The 17,042-nt window shown below is 35.9% G+C and carries 14 protein-coding genes, 4 tRNA genes and 2 pseudogenes; 11 read left to right on the top strand and 9 right to left on the bottom strand.

Features of this window, described 5'->3' with window-relative positions:
* Nucleotides 1-73 precede the first annotated feature (73 nt).
* Together purB and rpe are read right to left on the bottom strand one after the other, a co-directional pair.
* The gene (gene purB, locus BN202_RS01465; RefSeq protein WP_019218741.1) at nt 74-1,378 is read right to left on the bottom strand and encodes an adenylosuccinate lyase; all 1,305 of its coding nucleotides are present in this window, start codon (nt 1,376-1,378) and stop codon (nt 74-76) included.
* Between the two features lie 17 nt (nt 1,379-1,395).
* Entirely contained in the window at nt 1,396-2,064 is a 669-nt protein-coding gene (gene rpe, locus BN202_RS01460; RefSeq protein ID WP_019218740.1) for a ribulose-phosphate 3-epimerase, read from the bottom strand.
* A gap of 143 nt (nt 2,065-2,207) precedes the next feature.
* On the opposite strand from rpe, the gene BN202_RS01455 reads away from it, so the two are divergent.
* Entirely contained in the window at nt 2,208-2,741 is a 534-nt protein-coding gene (locus BN202_RS01455) for a flavin reductase (protein ID WP_034986895.1), read from the top strand.
* Between the two features lie 323 nt (nt 2,742-3,064).
* The gene (gene dksA, locus BN202_RS01450) at nt 3,065-3,481 is read left to right on the top strand and encodes an RNA polymerase-binding protein DksA (protein ID WP_019218738.1); all 417 of its coding nucleotides are present in this window, start codon (nt 3,065-3,067) and stop codon (nt 3,479-3,481) included.
* A 48-nt stretch (nt 3,482-3,529) separates the two neighbouring features.
* Here dksA and BN202_RS01445 read toward each other — a convergent pair whose 3' ends face one another.
* Entirely contained in the window at nt 3,530-4,045 is a 516-nt protein-coding gene (locus BN202_RS01445; protein ID WP_019218737.1) for a flagellar biosynthetic protein FliO, read from the bottom strand.
* Between the two features lie 211 nt (nt 4,046-4,256).
* Between BN202_RS01445 and BN202_RS01440 the strand changes: the two are divergent.
* Nucleotides 4,257-6,799: pseudogene (locus tag BN202_RS01440) on the top strand (response regulator).
* A gap of 479 nt (nt 6,800-7,278) precedes the next feature.
* Here the strand turns inward: BN202_RS01440 and purN are convergent.
* Nucleotides 7,279-7,890: a phosphoribosylglycinamide formyltransferase gene (purN, locus tag BN202_RS01435; RefSeq protein ID WP_019218735.1), complete on the bottom strand. Its 612-nt coding sequence runs from the start codon at nt 7,888-7,890 to the stop codon at nt 7,279-7,281.
* Nucleotides 7,887-8,972 carry a phosphoribosylformylglycinamidine cyclo-ligase gene (gene purM, locus BN202_RS01430; RefSeq protein ID WP_019218734.1) on the bottom strand — a complete coding sequence of 362 codons (1,086 nt, stop codon included), beginning with the start codon at nt 8,970-8,972 and terminating at the stop codon, nt 7,887-7,889. Before purM ends, purN begins: the two co-directional genes overlap by 4 nt.
* Before the next feature lie 165 nt (nt 8,973-9,137).
* On the opposite strand from purM, the gene BN202_RS01425 reads away from it, so the two are divergent.
* The 7 genes and pseudogenes from BN202_RS01425 (at nt 9,138) to BN202_RS10530 (ending at nt 13,839) form a co-directional block, all read left to right on the top strand.
* Entirely contained in the window at nt 9,138-10,349 is a 1,212-nt protein-coding gene (locus tag BN202_RS01425) for an AI-2E family transporter (protein ID WP_019218733.1), read from the top strand.
* Nucleotides 10,346-11,035, top strand: a complete 690-nt coding sequence (gene hdaA / locus BN202_RS01420) for a DnaA regulatory inactivator HdaA (protein ID WP_019218732.1) — start codon at nt 10,346-10,348, stop codon at nt 11,033-11,035. Before BN202_RS01425 ends, hdaA begins: the two co-directional genes overlap by 4 nt.
* Nucleotides 11,036-11,728: 693 nt before the next feature.
* Nucleotides 11,729-11,805: transfer RNA gene (locus tag BN202_RS01415), tRNA-Pro, on the top strand.
* Nucleotides 11,806-11,894: 89 nt separating this feature from the next.
* Complete coding sequence (locus BN202_RS01410) at nt 11,895-12,200, top strand: ETC complex I subunit (protein ID WP_019218731.1); 306 nt, start codon at nt 11,895-11,897, stop codon at nt 12,198-12,200.
* Between the two features lie 34 nt (nt 12,201-12,234).
* Nucleotides 12,235-12,311, top strand: a tRNA-Arg gene (locus BN202_RS01405).
* Nucleotides 12,312-13,134: 823 nt separating this feature from the next.
* Complete coding sequence (locus BN202_RS10535) at nt 13,135-13,332, top strand: hypothetical protein (RefSeq protein ID WP_083859148.1); 198 nt, start codon at nt 13,135-13,137, stop codon at nt 13,330-13,332.
* Between the two features lie 136 nt (nt 13,333-13,468).
* A pseudogene (locus BN202_RS10530) lies at nt 13,469-13,839 on the top strand (helix-turn-helix domain-containing protein).
* A 100-nt stretch (nt 13,840-13,939) separates the two neighbouring features.
* Here BN202_RS10530 and BN202_RS01395 read toward each other — a convergent pair.
* From BN202_RS01395 to BN202_RS01385, 3 genes are all read right to left on the bottom strand, one after another.
* Nucleotides 13,940-14,014 (bottom strand) — tRNA-Val (locus BN202_RS01395).
* Between the two features lie 97 nt (nt 14,015-14,111).
* Nucleotides 14,112-14,474: a cell cycle two-component system response regulator CpdR gene (gene cpdR / locus BN202_RS01390; protein ID WP_019218728.1), complete on the bottom strand. Its 363-nt coding sequence runs from the start codon at nt 14,472-14,474 to the stop codon at nt 14,112-14,114.
* A 587-nt stretch (nt 14,475-15,061) separates the two neighbouring features.
* Nucleotides 15,062-15,979, bottom strand: a complete 918-nt coding sequence (locus tag BN202_RS01385) for an alpha/beta hydrolase (RefSeq protein WP_019218727.1) — start codon at nt 15,977-15,979, stop codon at nt 15,062-15,064.
* Nucleotides 15,980-16,259: 280 nt separating this feature from the next.
* On the opposite strand from BN202_RS01385, the gene BN202_RS01380 reads away from it, so the two are divergent.
* The gene (locus BN202_RS01380) at nt 16,260-16,718 is read left to right on the top strand and encodes an Hsp20 family protein (RefSeq protein ID WP_019218726.1); all 459 of its coding nucleotides are present in this window, start codon (nt 16,260-16,262) and stop codon (nt 16,716-16,718) included.
* Between the two features lie 129 nt (nt 16,719-16,847).
* Here BN202_RS01380 and BN202_RS01375 read toward each other — a convergent pair.
* Nucleotides 16,848-16,924: transfer RNA gene (locus tag BN202_RS01375), tRNA-Pro, on the bottom strand.
* Nucleotides 16,925-17,042 lie beyond the last annotated feature (118 nt).

Genomic DNA, 17,042 nt, shown 5'->3' with positions numbered 1-17,042 from the left:
TCTTTCATTATTGCATATTTTGTCTCATAGGAAAAATATCTCTGTATCTTATATGTCATCGATGCAATTTTTGTTATTTTCCAAAAACACGTTGAAAAATCGTATGAATATGTTTGGTATGGTATGAAAGGTCAAATTTTTCGCGAAGTTCTGCTTCACTGAGAGCTTTTGTAACATCTTTATCATTGAGTAATTCTTCTAAAAAATCTTTTCCTTGTTCCCAAACCTTCATCGCATTTCGTTGTACAATCCGATAAGATTCTTCACGACTCATTCCTGCTTGTGTGAGTGCTAAAAGTACCCGCTGTGAATGAACAAGTCCTCGGAATTTATTGAGATTTTTTTGCATATTTTCTGGATAAATAATTAAATTTTCAATGACAGATGTGAGGCGAGCAAGAGCAAAATCAAGCGTAATGGTAGCGTCAGGAGCAATATAACGCTCAACAGATGAATGGGAGATATCACGTTCATGCCAAAGGGCTACATTTTCCATGGCAGGGATTGCAAAGGCACGTACTATGCGCGCTAGCCCTGTTAAATTTTCGGTTAAAACTGGATTACGTTTATGCGGCATAGCTGATGAGCCTTTTTGTCCAAGTGAGAAATGCTCTTCTGCTTCTAAAACTTCTGTTCGTTGTAGATGGCGTATTTCTATAGCCAACCTTTCAATAGATGAAGCAATAACACCAAGCGTTGCAAAAAACATCGCATGACGATCACGTGGGATTACTTGGGTGGAAACGGGTTCAGCGCTTAATCCTAATGCTTTTGCTACATGTTCCTCAACACGTGGGTCAATATTTGCAAAAGTGCCTACGGCACCCGAAATAGCGCAAGTAGAAATTTCTTCGCATGCTGCAAGAAGGCGTTGGCGACAACGCGAAAATTCAGCATATGCAAAAGCAAATTTGACACCAAATGTTGTTGGTTCAGCGTGAATACCATGACTGCGTCCAATGGTGATGGTCTCTTTATGTTCAAAAGCACGTCTTTTTAATGCTGCAAGAAGCTGGTCTATATCTTTTAGCAGAATATCACTCGCACGCATCAATTGAATGCTAAGCGTTGTATCGAGAACATCTGATGATGTCATGCCTTGGTGGATAAAACGTGCTTCTGGTCCAATGAATTCAGCCAAGTGAGTGAGAAATGCTATAACATCATGTTTGGTAATTGCTTCAATTTCATTAATGCGATTGACATCAAATTTAGCGGATTTCCCTTTTTCCCAAATGATTTTTGCTGCTTCTTTTGGAATAATTCCTAGTTCAGCTAGGGCATCACAGGCATGAGCTTCAATTTCAAACCAAATACGATATTTCGTTTCGGGTGACCAAATTGCTGCCATTTCAGAGCGGGAATAACGTGTTATCATGATTTTTTCCTTATTGTTTAGAGAGTTGCTGCTTGGCGCAATGCATGAATGCGTGTTTTGTAAAGCTCTTTGTTGCCATTTTTATAAATTGCAGAGCCTGCGACAAATACATTGGCACCAGCTTTTGCAGTTATCCCGATTGTATCAACAGTGATACCACCATCAACTTCAAGATCAATAGGCCTATTGCCAATTATGCTTTTAACGCGTTTGATTTTATCTTTCATTTCCGGAATAAAATTTTGCCCACCAAAACCAGGATTGACTGTCATAATGAGGATAAGGTCTAATTGATCAAGCAAATATTCAATGACATGTTCTGGTGTGCTTGGATTAAGCGCAATTCCGGCCTTTTTTCCCATTGCTTTGATTGTTTGTAATGAACGATGGAGATGAGGAGTTGCTTCAGCATGAATGGTTATAATATCTGCACCAGCCTTTGCAAAAGCTTCTAAATAAGAATCTATGGGCGAGATCATCAAATGAACATCAAATATTGCTTTGGTTAATGGGCGGAGTGTCTTGACGACATCGGGACCAAAAGTGATATTAGGAACAAAGTGACCATCCATGATGTCAAGATGGAGCCAATCTGCACCGGCATTAATAACATCTAATAGTTCTTGGCCAAGTTTAGAGAAATCACAAGCCAAAAGCGAAGGTGAAATGAGATGAGAATGGGGCATTAGGTTCTCCTTGAGAGGCTGCTTTTATCACGTTGTTCTGTATACTAAAATATCTTTTGTGTTATGGCGTAAAAGAAAAATACATGTCATAGGTCTTTTATGCAAAGATTACTTGAAATTTTAAAGCTGTATAAGTGAAAGATATGTCAAATCATACAACACATTTAATGCCTAAACTTCACCATAATATTACCGTTTCTTCGCGAGAATATAGAGATGCTATGAGTCATTTTGCAGGAGCTGTGCATATTGTGACGACAAATGGCATTAAAGGAAGGCGCGGGGTAACAGTTTCAGCCTGTTGTTCTTTATCTGATGATCCCCCAACACTTCTTGTTTGTCTCATGCGTCATAACCTCAAAAATCAGTTGTTTATGGAAAATGGAAACTTTTGTGTTAATAGTTTGGCGGGAAAACATCGTTTATTAGCAGATATTTTTTCTAGACGTTGCAATATCGCACAAAATGAACGTTTTGATGTAGCACAATGGGAGACTTTACTAACTGGTGCCCCTTGTCTTTCCGATGCTTTGGTATCTTTTGATTGTCGTTTGATTTGTTGGCATGAACATGCAACCCATTATGTTTTGATTGGTGAAGTTGTTGCTATCAACCGTCATCAAGAAAAAGATGCTTTGATATATTTGAATCGTGGATATCATACTCTTCCTCTGTAAAGGTTTTTATTTTTTTGCATATTGAGATCATTTGTTGTTGATATGGTTAAGATTTTGCTTAATCACTTGCGGGTATTGCATATCACTCTGAAATATCTGCATTTTTTTTATTTATAGTCTTGTAGATATAACCAAAAAGGGGATGAATCTTTTGTAGTCAAGTGGTTATACCCAGAGAACACATGCTATACAAAAAAGTGAAGATCTCAATTATATGTCTTTGAAGTATATTCGTAGAGATGGAAAAAAGCATTTTGCACTTGTGTTGAGTGATGTTGCACAATATATAGTCCGCACATACCATATATGGAGGTTTTTATGGCATGAGCGAAGAGATTGATGATCAATATCGTCCTAATGAAGATGAGCCTTTTATGAATGAGCGGCAAAAGGCTTATTTTCGTGCTAAGTTGGTTTCTTGGAAGAATGATATCTTAAGGGAAGCACGTGATACTTTGGAGAATTTGCAAGAAGAGAATTTTGCTCAACCTGATTTGACGGATAGAGCATCTTGTGAAACTGATCGCACAATTGAACTGCGTGCTCGTGATCGTCAGAGAAAACTCATTTCAAAAATAGATGCTGCTTTGGAGCGCATTGATAATGGAACTTACGGTTTTTGTGAGGAAACCGGCGAACCTATTAGTATAAAGCGTCTTGAAGCTCGACCAATTGCGACTTTATCATTGGAAGCACAGGAGCGTCATGAACGACGAGAAAGAGTTTATCGCGACGATTAAAATCAATAGGGATGATTAGAAAAACACTCACTGTTAAAATTTGGCGTTTTATTTGTTTTGAGCAGGGATAAATAAAGAAGGTTCTTGTCGTCCTTCAATTTCTGCGGTTATTTCTGAATCTTTTACGGGTTGATTCATAAAAAGAGCAGCATTATTGCCTTGTGCTTGCTCTCTTTCGTCTAAAGAACACGCTTTTTTTTCTGCAGGGTTCGGGTCTGTATTGATTTTTGGGGTTGTGAATGTTGGCTGTATTTCTTTCGTTTGTGTGATAGATATACCAGTAATATCGGATTCTATAACAATATCTGTAAATCCACCAGTAAGAAGCAAATGCTCTTTATCATCACAACGCACTAAAACAAGATGACGTGTACGATCGATAGCAAGAGTTTCGCAGAGAGTTAATCGCGGTGGAGGTTGTTTGCTTTTGAGTCTTCTTTTACTTAAACCGCGTAAAAGAAAAATAATCATAGCAACAGCTGTAAGTGTTATAATGAAAAATACGAAGCTTGTTGTTATATTCTCAGTGAGTGTATCTATTTTACTTGATAACCAGGCATACATAAAATTTCTTTCATTTTAGAATGGAAATATTATTTTTTATTGAGATAAGTTCGTAAATATACCCTTAAAAGATTCACTTATATAATATAAAAAAGATCTTTTAAAATTGAGAGATTGTTTTTGGAGATATTATTGTTGCTATATACTTCATAAGAATGTTTATGAAAGTAATTTAGGCTATAAGAAACAGCTATAATCAAGGCAAAGTGAGATGGATAAAGATTTTGAAAACAGTGAAAAATCATCGGCTTCTTTTGTATATCGAAGAGGTGTGATTTTTCGTGTTGTTTTTGTAATCGTTTTTCTCTGTATTTTAAGCATTGTAGGTTTTTTTATCCGCAGAGCTTTTTGCAAAAGGTTGGAGTGGTATCTTTTGGGGCTCTGGCAGTTATAGGGGTTGCTGCACTTGTTCTGAGTGGAATGGGGGTTTTAAAATATAGTGGGGTGCAGTTATATGATGACTTTGATTTTAGTATTTTTGATAATAGCGATGATGCAATTATCGTTTCTAATTTATCCGGTTTTGTTTATTATTCTAATCAAAATTATCAAAAAATCCTCACCTATAATTCTCAATCTTCTTGTTATGTGGTGATTGCTGAGCTTCCTGGTGCTGGTGCACTGGCGTATCGCTTAAAGGTTGCTGCATGTAGTCATCTTGCCGCGCAAGAGGAATTAAAGGTTGATCAGTCAATTTTTGCACATTCTACACAAAAAAAACCTGTTTGGTATAATATCTCTGTTCAACCGATCACAAAGAAGGGAGAAAAGCTTTTATTTTGGCGCATTAGCGATATTTCGCATTTGCAGGAATACCGTGAAGTTTTTTTCTCGAATCTGCAAGAAGCTATTAATCACTTAGATCAAGCACCTGTTGGCTTTTTATCCGTTAATACACAAGGGACCGTTCTTTATACAAATGCGATTTTTGCCGAATGGTTTTCAATTGATTTGGCCAATTTTACCGTTGGTCAATATAGTTTTGATCAATTATTTGATAGCGTTGGAGAAAATAATGCATGGAGTGATATTTGTTTGCAAAACAACAGACATCAAAGTTCAGATTACTCCCTGCCTTATAGGTTTTCATTATGTTTAAATACAGAGACAGGTGTTAAGAAAATATTAAATTGTTTTATGTCTGTTTCTTCTCTCTCAGAACACGAGGCCATTTATCGTATTGTGATAATCCCACAACAAGTGCAAAGACAAGAAAACGATGATCAAGTACAATTACCCAGTATTTTAGGAGAGTATTTTAATGCGAGCCCCTTTGCAATAGCAGTGGTGAATCAGAAGGGACAATGGGTCCATATGAATGATGCTTTTTCATCACTCATGGGATGTGCTGGCAAAACTCTTGATCTTTATGATATGATATCGCATCGTGATCATGCACAGTTAGAGCGTGCATTTCAAAAAATTACGACAAATAAAAACTATACAGTTTCTATAGAAACTGTTTTAGCAAAAAATGAAGAACGCCATTTGCGCCTCCATGTCATGCCTATAAAGACCTATTATGATGATCCCTTACAGGATTTTGTCATTATTTCCGTTATGGAAACAACAGAACAAAAAACGCTTGAAGATAAAATGATGCAAAGTCAGAAAATGCAAGCTGTTGGGCAATTGGCAGGCGGTATTGCTCATGATTTTAATAATGTTTTAACAGCAATTTTGATGTCGTGTGATCTTCTTTTAAATACGCATCGTAGTTCTGATCCTGCTCATGCTGATCTTATCAATATCAAAAACAATGCCAATCGTGCAGCAGCACTTGTACAGCAGTTACTTGCTTTTTCTAGAAAGCAAACACTTCGACCTGAAGAAGTTGATTTTACAGAACTTTTATCAGATATCCGCAATCTTATTTTACCCCTTTTAGGCAATAAAATTCAGTTAAAAATTATCCATGGAAGAGATTTATGGAGCGTTGAAATTGATCAAGCATCTTTTCAGCGTGTCATTATGAACTTAGTTATTAATGCACGTGATGCCATGCCTAATGGAGGTGTTGTTACGATTGCAACAAATAATATTACAAAACAACAAAGTGCTGAATTCGATCATGTTGGCTTTGGAATTGGTGAGTATGTGCAATTGACTATTTCAGATACAGGAATGGGAATATCATCTTCTATACAAGAAAAAATGTTTGAACCATTTTTTACAACAAAAGAAGTTGGAAAAGGAACTGGACTTGGTTTATCAATGGTTTACGGCATTATCAAACAGACAGGGGGGTATATTTACTGTGAGAGTAAAGAGGGGGAAGGCGCTGCATTTCATATTTTTCTTCCTCGTTATATTCCTAGTATTCACGGTGAAATTTCCCAAAAAATAAGAAAAGAAGAAGAACAAGATAAAAATATAGATTTAACAGGATCTGCGACTGTTTTGTTGGTTGAAGATGAAGATGCTGTCAGAATGGGTGGAATAAGAGCTCTTCAAATGAGAGGATATAGGGTTTTAGAGGCGGCGAGTGGAGTGGAAGCACTTGCCATTCTTGAAGAAAATGATGGGGATGTTGATATTATTGTTTCTGATGTGGTGATGCCAGAAATGGATGGACCAACCTTGCTTAAGGAAGTACGTAAAAATTATCCTAATATCAAATTTCTTTTTGTTTCTGGATACGCAAAAGATGCATTTGCTAAAAATCTTCCACAAGATGCTGTTTTTGGTTTTTTATCTAAACCATTTACACTCAAACAGTTAGCTTTAACGGTTAAAGAAACACTTGCAGAATAAAACAAAAATTGTGTCATAAAATACTATTGTTTAGGGGAAAAGGCATATAAAATTTATAGATGGGGTGTTTTTTATTAGTCGTAGAGACAAATATTTGGCTAGCCTATGTTTGAAATACCTATGAAGTAAAGTACATGAAGTGGTCAATCGTGCGATCCCGCGAAAAGAATCTAGATTATCTATAGGCTTTTGTGGTAGGGAAGCTGCGTCCTTTAGAAGGAGGAGGGAAATTTTTAAAGATTATTGAGATAAAAATTGAGAGTATCTTGAAAAAATAAACATAAATAGTGTGTAAAATGATTACACTGAATACGTGATAGTTGTTTAGAAATTTATTGTTGGCATTTAAAATTGGAAAAGTACTTCATACTTTAATGAAATTATTCATGAAGATACGTAGATTCTATTAATTAGTTTAAAATAGTCATATTGATATGAATCATTTTAAATACAATGTTAAAAAACACTCAATGATATATTCAAAAGGATAAAAGTTGTTGTTGCGTATCTATATTTTTATTTTTCCCTTCAATGAAGAATTTTAAAGCCTGTGGGTAAAGTTTATGTTCTGCTTTCAGAACTCTCTGTGCTAAGTCATCCGCGGTGTCATTGGGACAGACTGGAATGGCTGCTTGAGCAAGAATTTTTCCTGCATCCATGTCTTCTGTCACAAGGTGAACAGTGCAACCAGTGATTTTAACCCCTGCCTGTAAAACTCTTTCATGCGTATTTAAACCTTTAAATGAAGGTAAAAGAGAAGGATGAATGTTTAAAATTCGTCCTTCATAAAGTTTTACAAAATGCGGTGAAATGAGGCGCATATAGCCTGCAAAGCAGAGAAGATCCGGTTGATATTGGGCTAAAATCTTAAAGATAGCTTCTTCATGCGTTTGCTTTGTTGGATAATTTTTACGATCAACAACATGAACAGGTAAGTTATGGTGATAAGCCTTTTCAATGCCAGCAGCATGGGGATTATCACAAATAACTGCAGTGATTTCAGCAGGGTATTCTTTTTGTTTGCTGGCTTTGGCAAGAGCCGTCATATTGGATCCATTGCCAGAGATAAAAACAACGATTTGTTTTTTCATAAGTGAAGTGCACCTTTATAGAGTATTCCTTTGTCTTGGCGTTTTGTTAAAATGCCAAGAGAGGTAATGGTTTCTCCCTGTATTTCAAGTGCTTGGGTAATTTTTTCAACTGCGTGTTGTGCTACGATAACAATCATGCCAATGCCACAATTAAATGTGCGTAGCATTTCTTTTTCTTCTATTCTACCTTGTTTGGCAATCCATGAAAAGATGGGTCGAACAGGAATGGCAGAAAGATTGATTTCAGCGCAGAGAGAAGATGGAAGTATTCGTGGAATGTTTTCAGGAAAGCCTCCACCCGTGATATGGGCAAGAGCTTTGATTCCTTTATAATTTCGTATAATAGGGAGGAGTGATTTTACATAAATGCGTGTTGGTGTGAGAAACGCTTCACCAAGGCTCATCTGAGGATTAAAGGGAGCAGGATCTTCCCACTTTAGATGATTCTGTTCGATGATTCGCCTTATAAGAGAAAAACCGTTGGAGTGAACTCCAGATGCACTAAGACCTAAAATGATGTCACCTTCTGTCAGATCTTTTGCAGGGAGTAATGCACCACGTTCACATGCTCCTACAGAAAAGCCAGCTAAATCATAATCTCCCTGCGCATACATACCTGGCATTTCTGCAGTCTCTCCTCCAATAAGAGCAGCACCTGCTTGTTTACAACCCTCTGCAATACCAGAGACAATTGCAGCACCTTGTTCAGGATCAAGTTTACCCGTTGCAAAATAATCAAGAAAAAAGAGAGGTTCAGCACCTTGTACGAGTAAATCATTAACACACATGGCAACAAGATCAATACCCACAGTGTTATGGTGACCTACTTCAATGGCGATTTTTAATTTTGTTCCCACACCATCATTGGCTGCAACAAGGATGGGATCTGTAAAGCCCGCTGCCTTTAAATCAAAAAGGCCACCAAAACCGCCAATTTCTCCATCTGCTCCTGCTCGTTTTGTCGCACGTATGAAGGGTTTAATTTTTTCTACCATAGCATTGCCTGTATCGATGTTAACACCGGCTTGTCTGTAGGTAAGACCACATTTAGATTTATCATTTATAAGATCTTGATTGCTCATTGGAGCCTTCCTTATGGAAAATCAGGTTTTGATGTTATGCAATGCCATGATAGAGTTATCTCTGCAAGAGATATTGATATTTACCATTTTTAGAAAATAAGCAACTCTGCTTGTGCCCATATTGAAGAAGTTTATAATCTTTGTGAAGAATTTTTAGGATATTTTATGAGCAAGATACCAAATAATCAGGAGCAGTCTTCTTGGCAGCTTAAGAAAAAAAAAGTGCGTGAGAATGGATCTCGTGATCATTATAAGACTTATGTACCAGCTTACACTCAAGTGCCGTTACCAAGTAATATGAAAAAACAAATTTTTTTCTGGCTTGGTACATTGGTTTTTTTCATTCTTTTTATGTTTGTTTTTGGATCTGTTTTACTTCCTTTTGTAGCAGGGATTGTATTGGCTTATTTCCTTAATCCCATTGTTCAATTGCTTGAAAAATTTGGTATTCGTCGTGTTTTTGGTACTATCCTCATTACTTTGTTCATTATTGTTATCTTTGTTGCGGCTTTAATTATTTTAATTCCTATTATTAGTTGGCAAATACAGCAATTTATGAGTAATGGTTTGCCTGTTTATATTAATCGTATTCAAACTTTTTTCGTTGAACATGATTTTGATTGGGTTCGGCGCTATTTTGGGAGTGACCCAAATGAATTACAGAGTAATATTAAAGGGCTTTTAGGAAAAAGTTCTGATTTTATTACATCTCTTTTAAATTCACTTTTAAAGTCAGGAAAATCTATCGTTAATCTTGTCAGTTTGTTTGTGGTGGCACCTGTAGTGACATTTTATATGTTATTAGATTGGCCTCGTATGGTTTCAGCAATTGATTTGTTGATACCACGAGATCATCTTGAAACCGTTCGCAGTATTTTTCATGAAATGGATAGAGCTATCGCTGGCTTTGTGCGTGGACAAGGTACAGTCTGTCTTATATTGGGAGGCTATTATGCTATTGGCCTTACTATTACAGGTCTCAATTTTGGTCTTTTGATTGGTATGTTTATTGGCATTATCAGCTTTGTTCCTTATATTGGCACGATGAGTGGTTTTGTACTCTCTGTTGGTGTCGCATGGGTCCAGTTTTACCCAGATAATTGGGGGTGGATTGTCATTGTGATGATACTCTTTTTAATTGGCCAATTTATTGAAGGCTATATTCTTCAACCAAAACTTGTCGGATCATCAGTGGGGTTACATCCAGTGTGGTTGATGTTTTCACTTTTTGCGTTTTCTTCGCTTTTTGGTTTTACTGGTATGCTTGTTGCTGTTCCTGCAGCAGCAGCTGTTGCTGTTTTGGTTCGTTTTGCTCTTCATACTTATCTTAATTCTCAAATGTATTCGCGAAGTGGAAACTTGGAGTCGCTAGAATGAATGGGCGTGAAAAGCAATTGCCTTTAAATTTTTCTTATAATCCGGTTTTCCAATTTGATGATTTAGTCGTGACGGAAAGCAATCGTATCGCTTTTCAGCTTGTTGATCATTGGCCAAACTGGGTCTTCCCTATAGCGGTTTTGGTTGGAAAAGAAGGATCTGGGAAAACGCACTTTTCTAGTGTATGGGCACAAAAAGCGGATGCTTTAAGTCTTCATCGCAATGAAATTGATCAAGCTGTTGCTATGGCTTCTTCAGGGCGATCATTTTTAATTGAAGATATTGATGCAGATGAAATTAATGAGACGGGGCTTTTTCACTTGATTAATAGTGTTAAGCAAGCGAATCTTAATACAGGTCAAGCGACTGTGTTAATTACTGCTCGTACAGTTCCATCAGCGTGGAATTTAAAGTTAAATGATTTAAAAAGTCGACTTAATTCAGTTATGTTGGTTGCAATTAATCAGCCTGATGATGCGTTGTTAAGAGCTGTTGCTTTCAAACTTTTTTCTGATAAGCAAATTATTGTTCATCCGGATACTGTTCAATACCTTGTAAGCCGTTGTGAACGTTCCTTATTTGCCTTGAGGCGTGTTATTGATTCTGTTGATTGCTTAGCATTACAGAGAAAGAGCAAAATAACACGTGCTGTCATTAGTGAAGTGCTTAATATGAAAATTCAGTAGAAACTGCTTTTTAGCATATTGCATTTTGTTTCATATAAAATGCTTTTGTTTTATTTTCGTTTCAGTATGTATAGAAAAGTGCCATTGTATTTAGATTTTTTATTTCTATAATTTGCATCAGCCTATCAAATATTTGAAAATAGTTTAAAGGCTAAAAGTGAATCACACTTTTTTCTATAATGTATTTTTATGATTTAAGGAAAATTTTTGTTTTTCTAGTTTATACATTGGTATGATTAGCAAAGCATGAAATGAGTAAAATAAAAATCATGAGATAGAGCGATAGGAGAGGCTATGTAGTTTTCTTCGTGATTCGTTTTGTCTGTATGAAAAAAGTTTGAATGTTGTTTTTTCCCTTCTTTAGAGTTTTTTTGTGATGTTGAGTTCCTGTGTTAGGATCGCATTCCTTACGAGTGTTAATGTTGTAAAGTTTTTTGAAGCGATATATGAATTATAGAGCTTGCCTAGAGAAATGCGGTGTTTGTTAATGCGGACTTGGCTTTCCTTTTTCAGATAAAGGCTTTTTTATTTTTGTCAATCAATATATCATTTAGGAATATATTATTGAGAAAAATAAACCGTTGAAAAATTTTTCTTGTAAAGAAATACAACAAATTTTAAAAAAAACGTGTTTTTCTCTTGCACTTCTGTTGTGAAAATTTTAGGGAATGTGCATTAAATAAATGTAAATGGCGGAGCGTAGCGCAGCTTGGTAGCGCACCTGATTTGGGATCAGGGGGTCGTAGGTTCGAATCCTATCGCTCCGACCATATTTGGTTTTATGTGAGGGAATGGTACAATTGTTTGCATGGGTTGAGAAATTATCATTCAATTGTTGTGTTTCTAAAGGAAAGTAACCATGATCGCGCGTATTTATAGTCCTGCAAAGACGGCTATGCAGTCAGGTAGAAGGAATACGGGGATTTGGATTTTACAATATGAGCCGTTACAAACAAAAATGCTCGAGCCTCTTATGGGGTATACGGCGACTTCTGATATGAGTAGCCAGATAAGAATTCATTTTAACAGTAAGGAAGAAGCAATTGCTTTTGCATGTAAGAATGCTATCCCTTATCGTGTAGAGAAAACACATAGAGCGATTCGGCGTGCTGTTTCTTATTCTGATAATTTTCGTAGTGATAGGCAGCAATCTTGGACGCATTGAGTTATATTATTTTGAATTGAGAAAATCATCAGTTGGTCCCGTAGCTCAGCTGGATAGAGCAACGGCCTTCTAAGCCGTGGGTCACAGGTTCGAATCCTGTCGGGATCACCATGTTTAAATAATATATACAAAAATTCGGGGGCTTTTATTGCTTTCATTCTATTCACTTATTTTTTTGTATGCCTTGAGCCTTTTTAAATTTTTCTTGTTGATTTTATTATGAAGTTTTGTCTATTGGATGTTTTAGTAGGAAGGGTGCTATGCACTTTTGACAGCTAATAGCGCTTGAAGTTTGTGGCACTCCATTAATAACCCTTTTTAGGGGAAAGTATACAGCTGGGCTTACGACCGTGTTTAAAGCCTAGCGTTCTTATAGGGAGAATAGAAACTGTAATTTCGTAAGGACAAATTAGTATGAACGTTACAGTTAAAAAACCTCAGGAGACTTCTCGATTAATTGCAAATGATAACACCTCCTTTCAAAAGCCAGATCTTGCAAAAATATGAATTAACAAATGAAATGAAAACAGTGAAAGATCTTTTAAGTGATTGAGTTCGAACCATTTATCGTATTCGTGCCTTAAGAGACTTTGATAATGTCAAGGCGGGTGATTTGAGTGGCTTTATATAAAAAGAAAGTAACCTCTCTCATGATGGCAATTTCTGGGTAAATGATAATGATTTTGTTAGTGATTTTGCCAAGGTTTTTGGTGATGCTAATGTTTGCTTTGGAGCACTGATTTATGGCAGTGCGTGGATTTATGGGGCTGCATTACTGGTTGGACAGATGTTTACGATAAGGCAAGTGTTAGTATAATGCATATATTGATACAAAAGAGCTGAATAGTGATAGCAAAGTTAGTGGTGATGGTGGTGACAGAGCAGTACTCATAAAGGTATATTTATAAGATGGAATAAAGTAATAGCATGGAAAATAAGTGAAGACTGTTTATACTGTTTGAAAAAGTGGGAGGGTTTGCGATTACAGGTTTACCAAAGTGTAAAAATGATGTCTCGTCTCATGAAGTGGACTGTATTTTTTCTCTTTTTATTGATCCTCGATTTTGTCCGCCTCATGGATGCAATCAATAAGGTCATTGTACATTTCAAACAGTGGCTTTCAAAAATTTAGCTTCGCCAAAAATCTTTCATAAAAACTCTCAAAAAAATACTTACAAAAGAAGTTTTGATTCGTAATAATTGAAAAAATCTTAAAAATATTTGCTAAAATCATAAAGAAGCTTTCTTTTTTTAGCAGGGCTTTCTATATGCTTACATCATTTGGCAAAACTTTACGCAAAATTCGCATGGAGCATTTCGAACGCTTCTCTTAGATATGGCTAATAAACAGGCATATCTCTAGCGTTTTTATCTTCTGTTGAGATTGGCAAGAAATCTGTACCGAGTTGGTATGGAAGCCAAAATCATAGAGTTTTATGGTTTAGATACAGCTACTGCTTTACTGTTAAGAAAAGAAGCCTATACATGTCGAAAGAATTTTACAATAAAGCCTTCTGATTCATTTGGGTGTGAAATTGTTGGCACGTTTGTTAGAAACTTAGAGAATTTTTCACAACAAGATGTAGCAAGATTAAAAAAATTATTGGAGAAATTAGGCAAAAAAACAGACGTCCTATAGGGGCATGTTGCGAAATCCTATTCCCTTACTTTTATTCGGGCATCCCTCATCTCTTAAAACATACATAAAATCAGTAAGTTAAATAAAAAGTAAAAGTATATGGTGGGCGTGACAGGGATTGAACCTGTGACCCCTACGATGTCAACGTAGTGCTCTCCCGCTGAGCTACACGCCCATTTACTGGGGTTGCATACACCACATAGAATGACAAACGTCAATGCCTAATTTAGTTTTCTATTTAATCAGACACAAATAATTTAAAAAAATGCTCTTTAAGCAGCTATAAGTATTTTTTCAACCTCATTTACAAGCTCACGTAAATGAAAAGGTTTAGAAAGCACTTTGGCATCTGGAGGAGCATCGCTATTTGAATTCAGCGCAACTGCTGCAAATCCTGTAATAAACATTACACGTAAATCAGGATCAATTTCAGTAGCACGTCGTGCTAGCTCAATTCCATCCATTTCTGGCATTACAATATCAGTAAGGAGAAGAGAAAATGGTTCTTCTTGTAGACGTTCATACGCGCTAGCACCATTATCAAAGTGGGCAACTTCGTAGCCTGCACGTTCTAAGGCTTTTACTAAAAAGCGACGCATATCGTTGTCATCTTCTGCGAGCAGGATTCGTTTCATGATTATATTCCAGTGGCTCCATTCGTCAGAGTTTTTTGCCATATCAATTATACAATATAGAGTTTTTATACAAAAGATAATAAAATGCTCATAATCGAAATGAATGGCAAAATGGTTAATTCTTACATTCTTGTCAAGAATATAGCATATTCGTTGTGAGTTGGTTAAATTCGAAATGTATTGATATTAAAAGAAAAAACTAGTGTTCGCATATTTTAAGCATGGTTAATCGTAAATTTTACTTTTTTATTTTTATAAAACCTTCATTAAAAGATTTAGGTGTCTATTCATTTAATCCACTTTCGATGTTGGAAAATCAGAGAGGTGTGTTGTTTATTGTTGTTTTAATCTTAAGGAGTTATACGACAAGATAGAGTTTTTAGAGCCATTTGTTTTCCCTATAACTTCATGGAGATCTCTATCTGTAAATAGCGTATCTTTATTTTTTAATTTTATACTTTAAAAAAATTTATTTTAAGTAATTAACTGTGTAAACGAAATTTTATAAAAATTCTGTGAAATATTATATTTTTGTTTTTAAAATTAGTTTATTCCCTTTTGTTAAATTATGGTTTTATTAAGAAAAATTAGCTCATAGATATATCAGTAGAAATAAATGCATCAAATGCAGCCCAAAATTGTTTTTTGTAATTTTCTTCTTGCATGATGGTATCAAGTTCAGCACCTGTAATGGTGATACTTTCTAATAGACGTGTATGTTGGCACAATTGTCGCACTTCAATATTGTTTACAATATTGCTTTGATTGGCCAGAATAAACAGAGTGGGAATTTTTAAATGTCCACGAAGTATATTTTTTTTCGTGGAATCAATTACATTAAGTATTGATGACATCCATTGGGATGTTGGAGGCTTGATAGAGGAAAAAAGTGCTTTATGAGCGTGCTCTGATTGCATATTTTTTTGTTTTATTTGTTTGAGCTTTTTTCCACCTTTAGCAGGTAAGAAACCAAGACCTATATCAGAAAGAAGTTGTGTTAATTTATGTTGAAAACCATTTGCCTTGTTGCCTAAAGGGGCAAAAAGAGGAGAAACGCAAAGCATTTTATTAAACCGATGGTTAAGGAGCTCTAATCCACTCAGTGCTATCAATCCACCCATTCCATAGGCTAATATAAAGTAAGGTGGTGGACAATCAGAATACACTATATTTTTAAGAAACTCATCTAAGTCATTAATATCATTGTTAATATTAAAATAATGGTGTCGAAGTTGTTTTCTTTTATTGAAGGCTGAATTTTCTCGACCAAACCAGTCAAATATTGCGGTATGAAAACCGCGTTTAGACAATTCATTCATTAATAAAAAATATTCTTCTAAAATATTTGCATAGCTTTCGAGAATAACGACTGTTCCCTTCGATTTTTTTATTTCAGGATATGTTGTCGCAAAACGAATTTCCCGATCCATAGCTGTTCTAAAGGTGCTATCGCGGATATTATGAGGAGTGGAATTTCTATCTGTGGGATAAAGAGGGGTTTCCAATTGGCATCCTTTGCAGTGTATTTTTGCAACTTAGTGCAAAATGAGATAACGAGAGGACTGACATCTATGTAATGGTAAAGAAGAGTTAAGAAACAGTTATATTGCTTTTTATATATTTTTATGAATTTAAGTGCAAAAGAGTTGAAATAACATAGAATGATTACCAGATAAATAATGTGCAGTTGCCATAGTGGGACTGCGGGTTCACGGAAGAGTTGGCCATTTGGGAACTTAGTGAATCAATTATAGGTTACAGTCGCTCTAGAGGAGGGCAATATTTATGCGTCAAGTAGATTTTTCACCATTTTATCGTTCTACAGTAGGATTTGATCATCTTTTTAATTGGTTTGATTCGAGAACTCAGCCCGATGAGGTTTCTTCTTATCCACCCTATAATATTGAGCGCTTAACTGAAGACTCTTATAGGATTTCTATGGCTGTTGCTGGTTTTTCCCAAGATGAAATCGATATTGAAACGCATTGTAATCAATTGATCATTAAGGGTGAAAGAAAACCTGAAAATGATAATGAAGAACGGGAGTTTCTGTATAGGGGTATCGCTTCGCGCGCTTTTGAGCGGCGTTTTCACTTAGCTGATCATGTTAAAGTTATTGGAGCAGAACTTGCCGATGGTCTTCTTCATATTCAGCTTAAAAGAGAAATGCCTGCAGAGCTAAAACCTAAAAAAGTAACTGTGCAGACACCATCATCTACGATGAAAAATGATAATAATTCATAACAGGTGTAAAGCGAGTTTAAAAGCTGAGGACGCTGGATCATTATCAATTTTTTAAGATTACAAAGTGACGCGGGACAAAGGTCTCGCGTTTTTAATATTTTTTATCTGTCTTATGTTTTCTAGAAAAACTGGTCGGAGCGGCGGGATTCGAACCCACGACCCCTTGACCCCCAGTCAAGTGCGCTACCAGGCTGCGCTACGCTCCGAATTGTCTAAAAACGACTAAACGACTGTTTCTTTAAAGGCAAGAGAAAAATAAATAGAATAAAATCTGAAATGCTCTTGCACTTTTAAAAAGAGCTTGTATTCGTAAAAAATTGTTCT

The organism is Bartonella florencae (genome assembly GCF_000312525.1).
Taxonomy (GTDB): Bacteria; Pseudomonadota; Alphaproteobacteria; order Rhizobiales; family Rhizobiaceae; genus Bartonella; species Bartonella florencae.
This window is presented reverse-complemented; position numbering and strand designations above follow the sequence as displayed.